This window comes from Streptomyces bikiniensis, from assembly GCF_000716625.1.
GTDB lineage: Bacteria > Actinomycetota > Actinomycetes > Streptomycetales > Streptomycetaceae > Streptomyces > Streptomyces bikiniensis.
Genome location: NZ_JNXJ01000031.1, coordinates 1 through 12,884 on the forward strand (window position 1 = coordinate 1; position 12,884 = coordinate 12,884).

The following is a 12,884-nucleotide window of genomic DNA, read 5'->3' on the forward strand; positions in this document are numbered from 1 at the left end:
GGAGACGGTTCTCTTGGTCGAAAACCCATCTACCAGGGGTTTCGTCATGCTGTCAGGTCAACCGGCAAGCTCGCAAAGCAGGTTGAGAAACCCTCACTGCTCGACGCTGTCACCGGGTTCCAGATCGTGCCGTCCTGGCATATGCCCCGTTCCCCACCTGCGCAATGGAACTCAACTCCTGGAAAGCGTAGGGCGGCACGCGCGATCGTGAAGGCGTCCCGGAGAAGATCCACCAGAAAGGGAACCCTCCATGAGCACACCCCTGCCCCCGCTCCCCTCCCGCCCCGTCTCCGAGGCGGAGGCCGCCCGCGTCTACCGCGACCTCAAGGACGCCATGGAGACCGCCGGGCTCCCCACGAACGGGCTCTACCGGGACGTCACGCGCGGGCCGGCCGGTGACGTCCACCGGTACGGGCTCGGGACCGTCGGCCTCGGCGGTGCCAAGCGGCTCACCGTGCTCCTGCGCACCGCCCGGGCGGCCGAGAAGTGAGGTACCGGATCGGTGACGTCGTGACCGACGCGCAGCGGGCGCTCACCGGGCAAGTCCGGTCCGTGAACGGGAACATGCTGGTCCTGGCCCGCCCCAGCGGCTACCTGTGGGAGGCGGCGGCCGAGCAGTGCTGGGCGGCGAGCCCGGAGGAGCGCGCGAGCCTGACACCGCGCGGAGCCGTACGGATCATCAGCACCTCGTCCAGGAAGCCGCATCCCGCACCTGAATGATGATGTGACCGCGCATCACTCGAATGGGCGGTCTTCACTCCGCACGCCGGTGCGGGCATATGCCACTGCGGTACGTTCACGCAAAACGGCCCCCGCCGATGGCCTGAGACCCATCAGCGAGGGCCTGAACCACTAGTGGAAGAGAACACCTCCCACCGTGATCTACCGGAACTTTAGCGCGCCCTCGCGCGGCTTCACCCAGTTCTCGCACGAGCTCATCCGGCACCCCCGGCTCAGCTCCCACGCCGTACGACTGCTGACCTGGCAGCTCTCCCTTCCCGAGAACGCCCGCGAGAACCTGTCCCGCACCGCCGAACGGGCCGGGATCGGAGGAGACGCGTTCACCAAGGCCAAGCGGCAGCTCATCGCGGAGGGGTTCGTGCACGAGCGGCGGGTGCAGGTGGTCGGCGGCAGGTGGGTGACGCAACAGCTCGTCTCCAACGTCCCGTTGAGCTGCGAACAGGCCGTCAAGATCTTCGCCCGGGACCCGCGCCTCCTCCACCGGGCACCCGTGAACCCGCAGGTCGCACCGGGTCCCCGGAACCCGGCCGCCGGTTCGCCGGTGAGCCCGTCCACCGGCGGTCATCCAGAAAAATACTTTTGGGAGAACAACTCCAACCTTCCGGCCTTTCCGGAGGAGCCGGAAGCGACGGCAGCGGCGGAAGGGGAGGAGGAGGTGGAGAAGGTGGAGGAGGAAACACCGGCGGAGCCGGAAGCGGCCGAGGTGCCGGAAGAGCCGGAAGCGGCAGAGGCTCCGGAAGCGGCAGAGACGCCGAAAGCGGCCGAGGTGGTGACCCCGGCCGCCCCCGACGAGTCCCCGTCCCTCGAAGAAGCCCGCACCCTCGTCGGCGTCCTCCCGATCCTCTCCCCCACCCTGCGCCGCATCCCGCCCGGCATGCGCGACGAACTCACCCGGCTCGCCGCGCGCTGGCTGGACGCCGGATACACCTCCGCCGACATCCACGCACACGTGCTGCGCGGCCTGCCCGGTGACGGGACGCGCGTGCACCGGCCCGGCGGGCTGGTGCGGTACCTGCTGCGGGAGGTGCCGCCCCGCACCCTGCCCCGGCCCACGCCACCGCCGTCCGCGCCACCGTCGTCCGCGCCCCAGCCGTCCGCGCCATCGCCGTCCGCGTCCCAGCCGTCCGGCGCCCGGTCGTCCGGTTCCCGGCTGTCCCCGCGGCTCCAGGGCGCGCGTGAATGCTCCGGCTTCCACACCCAGTCCATGCTGTTCCGGCCCGTCGCGGACGAGACGCACTGCCGGGAGTGCACGGCCGAGGAGTGGCACGGGACACTGCACGGGTACCCGCCCCCGCACACGGTGCGAGAGGCGCCGGGACGAGCTGGGACGGAGTGATGAACCGCAGCCCCGGCTACCGGCCCCTCACCAAGATCCTCCACTGGAGCGTCGTGGTCGCGTTCGCCGCGCAGTTCGCGCTCGGGTACGCGCTGGACGCCTCGGAGTCCGGGCGCGGGCGGGGACGGGGCAGGGGCGGGGAGTCCGGACGGGGCCGGGGGCGGGGCGGCGGTTACGAGCCCTTCGGCGAGGACGCCCTGCTGACCGCCCACGTGCTCGTCGGGGCCCTCGTCGTCGTCCTGGGCGCGGCGCGGCTGCTGTGGCGGCGGCGCGCGGACCTGCCGCCCTGGGCGCCGACGCTCACGCGGTTCGAGCGCCGCCTCGCCCACCGTACGGAGGTCGTCCTGTACGCGCTGACCTTCGTCGTCCCCGTCACCGGAGTGCTGCTCCTCGCCTCGGACGACGACGACCTGCTGTGGGTGCACGTGGCCGCGCAGGTGTGCTTCCTCGCCGCGCTCGCCTGCCACGTCGGCCTGGTCCTCAAGCACCAGTTCGTGAACCGCGACCGGCTCCTGCGCCGCATGCTCTGACACGGCACCGGTCGCGGCGGGCGGCCCGGTGGGCGGGCCGGCGGGCACAATGCCCCCATGACCGCAGACCAGGACCCCGCGCTCCTCCGGCGCTGGAACGCCACCCTGCTCGCCGCCCGCGCCGGCCGTGAGGGCCCCGACCCCGCCCCGTACGGCCGGAACCTGCTCGCCCGCTGGGCCGAGCCCCAGCGCCGCTACCACACGGTCGACCACCTGCGGGCGGTCCTCGACCGCGTGGACGAGCTGACCGACCAGGGCGGCGAGGGCGGCGAGCTGGAGCTCGTACGGCTCGCCGCCTGGTTCCACGACGCCGTCTACCGCCCCGACCGCTCCGAGAACGAGGAGCGCTCGGCGGTCCTGGCCGAGAAGGCCCTCACCGAGGCGGGCCTGACCCCGCACGAGGTGGCCGAGGTCGCCCGCCTGGTCCGCCTGACCGTCACCCACGACCCGGCCGACGGCGACCTCAACGGCGAGACCCTCTGCGACGCGGACCTCGCGGTCCTGGCGAGCGACCCCGACACGTACGCGCGGTACGCGGCGGCGGTCCGCGAGGAGTACGGCTTCGTGCCCGACACCGCCTTCCGCGAGGGCCGCGCCGCCGTCCTCCGCCACCTCCTCGACCTCCCCCGCCTCTTCCGCACCCCGTACGGGGCGGCGGTGTGGGAGGAGAAGGCGCGGGAGAACGTGGAGCGGGAGCTGAAGGAGCTGACGGGGGCGTCCGGGGCTGGATGAGCCCCGGGAGGGGGCCGCCCCCCGCGGTCCCGGCCCGGCTCGGCGCGCAGGCGACCGTCTCGCATGACAAGACGACCCGGCGCCGAGGAATGACAGCAATGAATCCCTGGTTGACCCATGTCATGCCCTCTTCCTCCGCCGAGCCCGTGACACCCGCTCCCGCCTCCCCCGCGTCCCCCCGCATGCCGACGGCCGTCTACATCCTCGGCCTCTCCGTCTTCGCGCTCGGGACGAGCGAGTTCATGCTCTCCGGGCTGCTGCCGCCCATCGCGGAGGACATGGACGTCTCCATCCCGAGCGCCGGGCTGCTCATCTCGGCCTTCGCCGTCGGCATGGTGGTGGGCGCCCCGCTCCTCGCCGTGGCGACCCTGCGGCTCCCCCGCAAGACGACCCTGGTCGCCCTGATCACCGTCTTCGGCCTGGGGCAGGTCGCGGGCGCCCTCGCGCCGAACTACGGGGTGCTCTTCGCCTCCCGGGTCGTGAGCGCGCTCGCCTGCGCCGGGTTCTGGGCGGTCGGCGCGGCCGTCGCCATCGCGATGGTGCCGGTGGGCGCGCGGGCCCGGGCCATGGCCGTCATGATCGGCGGGCTCTCCCTGGCCAACGTCCTCGGCGTCCCCGCCGGGGCCTTCCTCGGCGAGCACCTGGGCTGGCGCTCCGCCTTCTGGGCGGTCGGCCTCGCCTCCGCGATCGCCCTCGTCGGCGTCCTCACCCGCATCCCGCGCATCCCGATCCCCGAGACCCGGCCCCGGCTCAGGCGGGAGCTGACGATCTACCGCGACCCCCAGGTCCTGCTCGCGATCGTCGTCACCGCCCTCGCGGCGGGCGGCGTCTTCTGCGCCTTCTCGTACTTCGCCCCGCTCCTCACCGACGTCTCCGGCCTCGGCGAGGGCTGGGTCTCGGTCGTCCTCGCCCTCTTCGGCATCGGCGCCCTGGTCGGTACGGCGATCGGCGGCCGGATCGCGGACGCGCACCTCTTCGGGGTGCTGCTCAGCGGCATCGCCGCCTCGACCGTCTTCCTGGTCGCCCTGGCCCTCTTCGCGTCCAGCCCGGTCGTCACCGTCCTGCTGGCCTTCCTCCTCGGCGTCTCCGCCTTCTACACGGCCCCGGCCCTCAACGCCCGCATGTTCAACGTCGCCGGCGCCGCCCCCACCCTGGCCGCCGCCACCACCACCGCCGCCTTCAACCTCGGCAACACCGGCGGCCCCTGGCTCGGCGGCACCGTCATCGACGCGGGCCTCGGCTTCGCCTCCACGGCGTGGGCGGGCGCGGCGATGACGGCGGTGGGCCTCGGGGTGGCGGCGGTGGCGCTGAAGCTGTCCCGGCGGACACCGGACGGGGGCCGCGTCGTGACCGGGAGCGGTGCCGCCCCCGCGAAGGACGGCCGGGAGTCGTCCCTGTCCGGCTGAGGCCGGGCCCCTTCCCCCGCGCGGCCCGCCGGGTCCTCAGCCCGCCGGCCGTCCCTTCGGCCGCCGCAGGCCCGCCGCCGTGAGGCGGCGGAGGAGTTCCTTCGAGCCGACCTCGACCGCGCCGCCGGTCACCGCGGCCGCGTAGTGGTCGGCCGGGATGTCGTAGTGGTCCCGCTCGAAGGCGCGGCGCGGGGCGCCGATCGCGGCTGCGAAGGCGTGCAGCTCCTCGAAGGAGACGTCGCTGACCAGGTGCGACCACATGCGCCCGTGGCCCGGCCAGGTCGGCGGGTCGATGTACAGCGTCACGCGCGGACTCCCCCCGTAGCCCCGGCCCCGCCGCTCACCTCAGGCCGCCCACCGGCGCCACCACCACGCCCTGCTCGCCGCAGACCCAGTGCGGGTCCGGGCCCAGCTCCGGCTCCACGTCGAGGGCGTGCGGGTCGCCCGAGGAGCAGACGGGGCAGAGCGGCCAGCGCCCGTACCGTTCGAGCAGGGCGTCCTGCACGTCCTGGGCGACGAGCCCCGCCACGTACGCGACCCCCTCCGGCCACTGCTCGACCCACCAGCGCCGGTGCGTGACCGAGTCCTCCACCATCGAGACGACCTCGGCCGCGGCGACCTCGCGGGCCGCCAGGTCGGCCAGTACCAGCGCACGGGCGGTGTGCAGCGCCTGCTCCACCGTGTCGATGTCGTCCATCCCCTCATTGTCACCCGGCCCGGGAGGAGGCGGAAAGGGCGAAGGCCCCTTCCGGAACCGGACACCGGAAGGGGCTTGTCGCCCCACCTTTACGAAAGTATCTTTCAGGCGTGACCAATGATGTGAAGGAAAGTTTCACCAGCGACGCGCCGCCCGCGCCCGCCGCCCTCGCGGCCAAGGTGCGGACCCTGGCGCCCTCCATGACCCGCTCCATGCAGCGGGTCGCCGAGGCCGTCGCCGGAGACCCGGCCGGCTGCGCCGCCCTCACGGTCACCGGCCTCGCCGAGCTCACCGGCACCAGCGAGGCGACCGTCGTCCGCACCGCCCGCCTCCTCGGCTACCCCGGCTACCGCGACCTGCGCCTCGCCCTCGCCGGGCTCGCCGCCCAGCAGCAGTCCGGCCGCGCGCCCGCCGTCACCGCCGACATCGCCGTGGACGACCCCATCGCCGACGTCGTCGCCAAGCTGGCCCACGACGAGCAGCAGACCCTCGCCGACACCGCCGCCGGACTCGACACCGTCCAGCTCGGCGCCGCCGTCGCCGCCCTCGCCACCGCCCGCCGCGTCGACATCTACGGCGTCGGCGCCTCCGGGCTCGTCGCCCAGGACCTCGGGCAGAAGCTCCTCCGCATCGGCCTGGTCGCGCACGCCCACAGCGACCCGCACCTCGCCGTCACCAACGCCGTGCAGCTCCGCTCCGGCGACGTCGCCGTCGCCATCACCCACTCCGGCTCGACCGGCGACGTCATAGAACCGCTCCGGGTGGCCTTCGACCACGGCGCGACGACGGTCGCGATCACCGGCCGCCCGGACGGCCCCGTCACCCAGTACGCCGACCACGTCCTCACCACCTCCACCGCCCGCGAGAGCGAACTGCGCCCGGCGGCCATGTCGTCCAGGACCAGCCAACTCCTGGTCGTGGACTGCCTGTTCACCTGCGTGACCCAGCGGACGTACGAGACGGCCGCCCCGGCCCTCGCCGCCTCGTACGAGGCCCTGGCCCACCGGCACGCGCCCCGTACGCGCTGAAGCCCCCGCACCCGCTGAAACCCCTGCACCCGCAACCGCACCCGTAAAGCCCGGCGCCGACGACGCCGCCGTACCGAAAGAGCCGCACGTGTCCGCTTCCGCCTCCGCCTCCACGTACTCCGCGCTCCGCGCCCAGCTCGCCACCCTCACCACCGAGGCCTTCCGTCCCGAGCTCGCGGAGATCGACCGGCTTCCCACCCTGGAGATCGCCCGGACCATGAACGGCGAGGACCAGTCCGTGCCCGCCGCCGTCGCCCGGCAGCTGCCCGCCATCGCCGCCGCCATCGACGCCACCGCCGAGCGGATGGCACGCGGCGGCCGGCTCGTCTACATGGGCGCCGGGACCGCCGGCCGGCTCGGCGTCCTCGACGCCAGCGAGTGCCCGCCCACCTTCAACACCGACCCCTCCGAGGTCGTCGGGCTCATCGCGGGCGGCCCCTCCGCCATGGTCAAGGCCGTCGAGGGCGCCGAGGACTCCAAGGAACTCGCGGTGGAGGACCTCACCGCGCTCGGCCTCACCCCGGACGACACGGTCGTCGGCATCTCCGCCTCCGGCCGCACCCCGTACGCGATCGGCGCCGTCGAGCACGCCCGCGCCCTCGGCGCGCTCACCGTCGGCCTCTCCTGCAACGCCGACAGCGCGCTCGCCGCCGCCGCCGAGCACGGCATCGAGGTCGTCACCGGACCCGAGCTGCTCACCGGCTCCACCCGGCTCAAGGCCGGCACCGCCCAGAAGCTCGTCCTCAACATGATCTCGACCATCACGATGATCCGGCTCGGCAAGACGTACGGGAACCTGATGGTCGACGTCCGCGCCTCCAACGAGAAGCTGCGGGCCCGCTCGCGGCGGATCGTCGCCCTCGCCACCGGCGCGCCCGACGAGCGGATCGAGGCCGCGCTCGCCGCCGCCGACGGCGAGGTGAAGAACGCCATCCTCATGATCCTCGCGGACGTCGACGCCCCCACCGCCGCCGGGCTCCTCACCGGCTCCCGGGGCCACCTGCGCGCGGCGCTGCACGCCCGGTAGAACCGCACCCCTCCCCCACGCAGAACTCCCCCACACAGCAAGGCACCACCGCACCATGAGCACAGACGACAAGAACCGCGCCGTCGCCGCCGCGATCCTCCCCCTCGTCGGCGGCGCCGGGAACATCACCTCCGTCGCCCACTGCATGACCCGCCTCCGCCTCGGCCTGCGGGACCGCTCGCTCGTCCGGGACGAGGAGCTGAAGGCCCTGCCGGCCGTGATGGGCGTCGTCGAGGACGACACGTACCAGATCGTCCTCGGGCCGGGCACGGTCGCCCGCGTGACCCCGGAGTTCGAGGCCCTGGTGACCGAGGCACAGGCCGCTCCCGCGGCGAAGCCCTCCGCCGACGACCTCGCGGCGCAGGGCGCGGCGATCAGGGCGGCCCGCAAGGCGAGGAACCAGACCCCGTTCAAGCTGTTCCTGCGCCGGATCGCGAACGTCTTCGTGCCGCTGATCCCCGCCCTCATCGGCTGCGGCATCATCGCCGGCCTCAACGGCCTCCTGATCAACCTCGGACGGCTGCCCGCCGTCACCCCCGCCCTCGCCGCGATCGCGAGCGGCTTCATGGCCCTCATCGCGGTCTTCGTCGGCTTCAACACGGCGAAGGAGTTCGGCGGCACCCCGATCCTGGGCGGCGCGGTCGCCGCGATCGTCGTCTTCCCGGGCGTCGCGAAGGTCGACGCGTTCGGCCAGACCCTCTCCCCCGGTCAGGGCGGGGTGCTCGGCGCGCTGGGCGCGGCGGTCCTCGCGGTGTACGTGGAGAAGTGGTGCCGCAGGTGGGTGCCGGAGTCCCTGGACGTGCTGGTCACCCCGACGCTCACGGTCCTGGTCTCCGGCCTGGTCACGATCTTCGGCCTGATGTTCGTCGCGGGCGAGGTCTCGAACGCGATCGGCGAGTTCGCCGACTGGCTCCTCGTGCACGCCGGGGCGGGCGCGGGGTTCGTCCTGGGCGGCCTGTTCCTGCCGCTGGTGATGCTGGGCCTGCACCAGGCGCTCATCCCGATCCACACCACGCTCATCGAACAGCAGGGCTACACGGTCCTGCTGCCCGTCCTCGCGATGGCGGGCGCGGGCCAGGTCGGCGCGGCGATGGCGGTCTACCTCAAGCTCCCGCGCAACGGCTCGATCCGCCGCACCGTCAGGTCCGCCCTCCCGGCCGGCTTCCTGGGCGTCGGGGAGCCCCTGATCTACGGCGTCTCGCTGCCCCTGGGCCGCCCCTTCGTCACGGCCTGCGTGGGCGGCGCCTTCGGCGGCGGCTTCGTCGGCCTGTTCAGCATGCTGGGCACCACGGTCGGCTCGACCGCGATCGGCCCGTCGGGCTGGGCCCTCTTCCCGCTCCTCGACGGCGACCACGGCCTGGGCCGTACGATCGCGGTCTACGCGGGCGGCCTGCTCACCGGCTACCTGGCGGGCTTCGTGGCGACGTACTTCTGGGGCTTCGGCGCCCGGCTCCTGGAGGAGTTCGACGTGGACACGGACGCGGGGCCGGAGACGGTGGTGGCCGCCTCGCCGGGCACGACGCCCCCACCGGGCCCTTCGGGCCCGTCGAACCCCGTGCCGGAGCCGGCCCCGCAACCGACCAAGGCCTGACACCCCGTACGGGAGGACCCCCGGCCCGTACGGAAGAACCCCGCCCCGTACGGAAGAACCCCGCCCCCCTACGGGAGGCCCCGCCGCTCCCTAGACTCCACGCCCATGACGACCACGCAGCGCATCGCCGCCGACCTCGCCCCCACCGGAGTCCTCCGCGCCTCCGTCAACCTCGGGAACCCGGTGCTCGCCCAGGGCACCCCCGAGGACCCCTCCGGGATCACCGTCGACCTGGCCCGGGAGATCGGGGCGCGGCTCGGGGTCGGGGTCGAGCTGCTCTGCTTCGACGCGGCGCGGAAGTCCTTCGAGGCGATGGCGGACGGGCGGGCCGACCTCTGCTTCCTCGCCGTGGACCCGGCGCGCGAGGCGGAGGTCGCGTTCACCGCGCCGTACGTGGTCATCGAGGGGGTGTACGCCGTACCGCGCGACTCCGCGCTCACCACGGTCGAGGAGGTCGACGCCCCCGGCGTCCGGATCGGGGTCAAGAAGGGGTCCGCCTACGACCTGTACCTGTCCCGGACCCTCGCCCGCGCGACCGTCGTGCGCGGCGAGGAGGGCGTCGACGTCTTCCGGTCCGAGGGTCTGGAGGCGGGCGCGGGCATCCGGCAGCCCCTGACCGCGTATGTACGGGAGAACCCCGACGTCCGGCTGATCGAGGGCCGTTTCATGGAGATCCGCCAGGCGGTCGGCACCACGCTCTCCCGCGCCCCCGAGACCCTGGCCTTCCTCCGCGCCGCGGTCGAGGAACTGAAGACGAACGGCTTCGTCACGGACGCACTGCGCCGGTCCGGCCAGGACACCGGCCTGCTGGCCCCGCCGGCCTGACCCGCCCGCTCGCCCGACCCGTCCTCCCGGCTTCCCCACCCCCTGCCAGGACCTGGAAAGCCCCCCCGCCCGGGCCCCGGAAAGGCCCCTTCCCGACCCCCGGGGCGGGCCCCCGGACACGATGCCGCGCCCCGCGCCCCCGTAGACCCCTCCGTACGGGAAGGCCCGTCCAGCAGCCGTACGGAGCCCCCGCCGAAACCTCCAATACCCTTACTGAACTGGGGCTTTGGCGACCGGATCAGTAAACTGGGGCTCTTCGGAGGGGAGCCCGTATGGATACCGCCCATCGCCATGTCCGCACGCTCGACGACGTCATGACCCTGCTCGACGACCTGTTCCCGCCCGCCGCCGACCGCTGGTCGGTCGGGGGCTCCGAATGGTGGGACGGGTTCTACGCCGACCGGGACAGGCCGGTGCCGTTCTTCGTCGCGAAGCCGGACGAGAGCCTGGTGTCGTACGCCCGGCGGGGGCTGCTCCCGGGCCGCGGGAGCCGGGTCCTGGACCTCGGCTGCGGGCCCGGGCGGAACGCCCTGTACCTCGCCTCGCTCGGGTACGAGGTGGACGCCGTCGACCTGTCCCCCACCGCGATCCGGTGGGCGGAGGAGCGGGCCCGGGAGACGGGCGCGGAGGGCGTGCGGTTCGTGTGCGGCGACGCCTTCGCGCCGGGCGTCCTGGACGGGCCGTACGACCTCGTGCACGACTCGGGCTGCTTCCACCACCTGCCCCCGCACCGCCGCGTCGGCCACCTCGCACTCCTCGACCGGGTCCTGGCGCCCGGCGGCCTCTTCTCGGTGACCGCGTTCGCCGCCGGGAAGGGCGGCATGGGGTCCGAGCTGCCGGACGCCGACTTCTACCGCAACGGCCGGCTCGACGGCGGCCTCGCGTACACCGACGACTCGCTGCGCGCGATCTTCGCGGACCTGGCGGAGGTCGAGCTGCGGCGCATGCGCGACGAGCCCGCCGACTCGGCGTCCTTCGGCGAGCCCTTCCTGTGGGCGGGGCTCTTCCGGAAGGCGTAGACCGCCCCGGACAACGCCCGAGGGCGGCACCCCCTGGTGGGGGTGCCGCCCTCGTTCGCGTCCAGCGGTGAACCGCCGATCCCGGGATCCGGAGATCCCCGAGGATCAGAAGTCCATGTCACCGCCCGGCATGCCGCCGCCGGCCGGCGCGGCGGCCTTCTCCGGCTTGTCGGCGATGACGGCCTCGGTGGTGAGGAACAGCGCGGCGATCGACGCGGCGTTCTGCAGCGCGGAGCGCGTCACCTTCGCCGGGTCGATGATGCCCTCGGCGATGAGGTCGACGTACTCGTTGGTCGCGGCGTTCAGGCCGTGGCCGACGGGCAGGTTGCGGACCTTCTCCGCCACGACGCCGCCCTCGAGGCCGGCGTTGACGGCGATCTGCTTCAGCGGGGCCTCCAGGGCCAGCTTCACGATCGCGGCACCGGTGGCCTCGTCGCCGGCGAGGTCGGCCTCCAGCTTCTCGAAGACGTTCGACGCCTGGAGCAGGGCCACGCCACCACCGGCGACGATGCCCTCCTCGACGGCCGCCTTCGCGTTGCGGACGGCGTCCTCGATGCGGTGCTTGCGCTCCTTGAGCTCGACCTCGGTCGCGGCACCGGCCTTGATGACGGCCACGCCGCCGGCCAGCTTCGCCAGGCGCTCCTGGAGCTTCTCGCGGTCGTAGTCCGAGTCGCTGTTCTCGATCTCGGCGCGGATCTGGTTCACGCGACCGGCGACCTGGTCGCTGTCACCGGCACCGTCGACGATGGTGGTCTCGTCCTTGGTGATGACGACCTTGCGGGCGCGGCCGAGCAGGTCGAGGCCCGCGTTCTCCAGCTTGAGGCCGACCTCCTCGGAGATGACCGTGCCGCCGGTGAGGATGGCGATGTCGTTCAGCATGGCCTTGCGGCGGTCGCCGAAGCCCGGGGCCTTGACCGCGACGGACTTGAAGGTGCCGCGGATCTTGTTGACGACCAGGGTCGACAGGGCCTCGCCCTCGACGTCCTCGGCGATGATCAGCAGCGGCTTGCCCGACTGCATGACCTTCTCCAGGAGCGGGAGGAGGTCCTTCACGGAGGAGATCTTGGAGTTGACGATCAGGAGGTACGGGTCGTCGAGCGACGCCTCCATGCGCTCCATGTCGGTGGCGAAGTACGCCGAGATGTAGCCCTTGTCGAAGCGCATGCCCTCGGTGAGCTCCAGCTCCAGACCGAAGGTCTGGGACTCCTCGACGGTGATGACGCCTTCCTTGCCGACCTTGTCCATCGCCTCGGCGATGAGCTCGCCGATCTGGGTGTCGGCGGCGGAGATGGAGGCCGTGGAGGCGATCTGCTCCTTGGTCTCGACGTCCTTCGCCTGCTCGAGGAGGGCGCCGGAGACGGCCTCGACGGCCTTCTCGATGCCGCGCTTGAGGGCCATCGGGTTGGCACCGGCGGCGACGTTGCGGAGGCCCTCGCGGACGAGCGCCTGGGCGAGGACGGTGGCGGTGGTCGTGCCGTCGCCGGCGACGTCGTCCGTCTTCTTGGCGACTTCCTTGACCAGCTCGGCGCCGATCTTCTCGTACGGGTCCTCGAGCTCGATCTCCTTGGCGATGGAGACACCATCGTTGGTGATCGTGGGGGCACCCCACTTCTTCTCGAGGACGACGTTGCGGCCCTTGGGGCCGAGGGTGACCTTGACGGCGTCAGCGAGCTGGTTCATGCCGCGCTCGAGACCGCGCCGGGCCTCCTCGTCGAACGCGATGATCTTGGCCATGTGAAGTGGTCCTCCCGGACATGGGGTGGATAACGCTCCAGGACCGCGCCGACGCCCGCGACGGACGGCCTCCGCGGCTCCGCGTGGTTCCTTGCCCCACCCGGACGGCGGCCTCGTCTGCCCGATCCTCGTAGCACTCTCACCTTCCGAGTGCTAACGCCAATGATTAGCACTCGCCCTAGGAGAGTGCAAGCCGTTCCGGAGGAACGTCGACGAGG

At 73.0% G+C, this 12,884-nt stretch carries 14 protein-coding genes; 11 read left to right on the forward strand and 3 right to left on the reverse strand.

Going from position 1 to position 12,884, the window contains the following annotated elements:
• Positions 1–250: 250 nt before the first annotated feature.
• The 6 genes from OO47_RS23030 to OO47_RS23055 all read left to right on the forward strand — a co-directional run bounded on the left by OO47_RS23030 (position 251) and on the right by OO47_RS23055 (position 4,745).
• Positions 251–490 (forward strand): hypothetical protein, encoded by a 240-nt coding sequence (locus OO47_RS23030; protein ID WP_030221882.1) that lies wholly within the window; start codon positions 251–253, stop codon positions 488–490.
• A gap of 20 nt (positions 491–510) precedes the next feature.
• Entirely contained in the window at positions 511–720 is a 210-nt protein-coding gene (locus OO47_RS23035; protein ID WP_158708689.1) for a hypothetical protein, read from the forward strand.
• A gap of 157 nt (positions 721–877) precedes the next feature.
• Positions 878–2,077 carry a hypothetical protein gene (locus OO47_RS23040; RefSeq protein WP_063831925.1) on the forward strand — a complete coding sequence of 400 codons (1,200 nt, stop codon included), beginning with the start codon at positions 878–880 and terminating at the stop codon, positions 2,075–2,077.
• Positions 2,077–2,607, forward strand: coding sequence for a cytochrome b (locus OO47_RS23045; protein ID WP_030221874.1), 531 nt, complete (start codon positions 2,077–2,079; stop codon positions 2,605–2,607). The genes OO47_RS23040 and OO47_RS23045 overlap by 1 nt, the downstream gene beginning before the upstream one ends.
• Before the next feature lie 57 nt (positions 2,608–2,664).
• The gene (locus OO47_RS23050; RefSeq protein WP_030221870.1) at positions 2,665–3,339 is read left to right on the forward strand and encodes an HD domain-containing protein; all 675 of its coding nucleotides are present in this window, start codon (positions 2,665–2,667) and stop codon (positions 3,337–3,339) included.
• Between the two features lie 182 nt (positions 3,340–3,521).
• A complete protein-coding gene (locus OO47_RS23055; protein WP_033210048.1) occupies positions 3,522–4,745 on the forward strand; it encodes a Cmx/CmrA family chloramphenicol efflux MFS transporter in 1,224 nt (407 codons plus the stop codon).
• A 36-nt stretch (positions 4,746–4,781) separates the two neighbouring features.
• On the opposite strand, the gene OO47_RS23060 is transcribed toward OO47_RS23055, so the two are convergent.
• Positions 4,782–5,051, reverse strand: a complete 270-nt coding sequence (locus tag OO47_RS23060) for a DUF4031 domain-containing protein (RefSeq protein ID WP_030221865.1) — start codon at positions 5,049–5,051, stop codon at positions 4,782–4,784.
• 34 nt (positions 5,052–5,085) lie between these two features.
• Complete coding sequence (locus OO47_RS23065) at positions 5,086–5,442, reverse strand: hypothetical protein (RefSeq protein WP_030221863.1); 357 nt, start codon at positions 5,440–5,442, stop codon at positions 5,086–5,088.
• A 110-nt stretch (positions 5,443–5,552) separates the two neighbouring features.
• Between OO47_RS23065 and OO47_RS23070 the strand changes: the two genes are divergently transcribed.
• The 5 genes from OO47_RS23070 to OO47_RS23090 all read left to right on the forward strand — a co-directional run bounded on the left by OO47_RS23070 (position 5,553) and on the right by OO47_RS23090 (position 10,932).
• On the forward strand, positions 5,553–6,470 hold the full coding sequence (locus OO47_RS23070) for a MurR/RpiR family transcriptional regulator (RefSeq protein ID WP_030221860.1): 918 nt from the start codon (positions 5,553–5,555) through the stop codon (positions 6,468–6,470).
• An 88-nt stretch (positions 6,471–6,558) separates the two neighbouring features.
• Positions 6,559–7,497: an N-acetylmuramic acid 6-phosphate etherase gene (gene murQ / locus OO47_RS23075; protein WP_033210036.1), complete on the forward strand. Its 939-nt coding sequence runs from the start codon at positions 6,559–6,561 to the stop codon at positions 7,495–7,497.
• A gap of 55 nt (positions 7,498–7,552) precedes the next feature.
• On the forward strand, positions 7,553–9,088 hold the full coding sequence (locus OO47_RS23080; RefSeq protein WP_030221854.1) for a PTS transporter subunit EIIC: 1,536 nt from the start codon (positions 7,553–7,555) through the stop codon (positions 9,086–9,088).
• 105 nt (positions 9,089–9,193) lie between these two features.
• A complete protein-coding gene (locus OO47_RS23085) occupies positions 9,194–9,913 on the forward strand; it encodes a transporter substrate-binding domain-containing protein (protein ID WP_030221851.1) in 720 nt (239 codons plus the stop codon).
• Positions 9,914–10,185: 272 nt separating this feature from the next.
• On the forward strand, positions 10,186–10,932 hold the full coding sequence (locus OO47_RS23090; protein ID WP_030221847.1) for a class I SAM-dependent methyltransferase: 747 nt from the start codon (positions 10,186–10,188) through the stop codon (positions 10,930–10,932).
• Between the two features lie 105 nt (positions 10,933–11,037).
• On the opposite strand, the gene groL is transcribed toward OO47_RS23090, so the two are convergent.
• Positions 11,038–12,666 (reverse strand): chaperonin GroEL, encoded by a 1,629-nt coding sequence (gene groL, locus OO47_RS23095; protein ID WP_030221844.1) that lies wholly within the window; start codon positions 12,664–12,666, stop codon positions 11,038–11,040.
• Between the last annotated feature and the right edge of the window lie 218 nt (positions 12,667–12,884).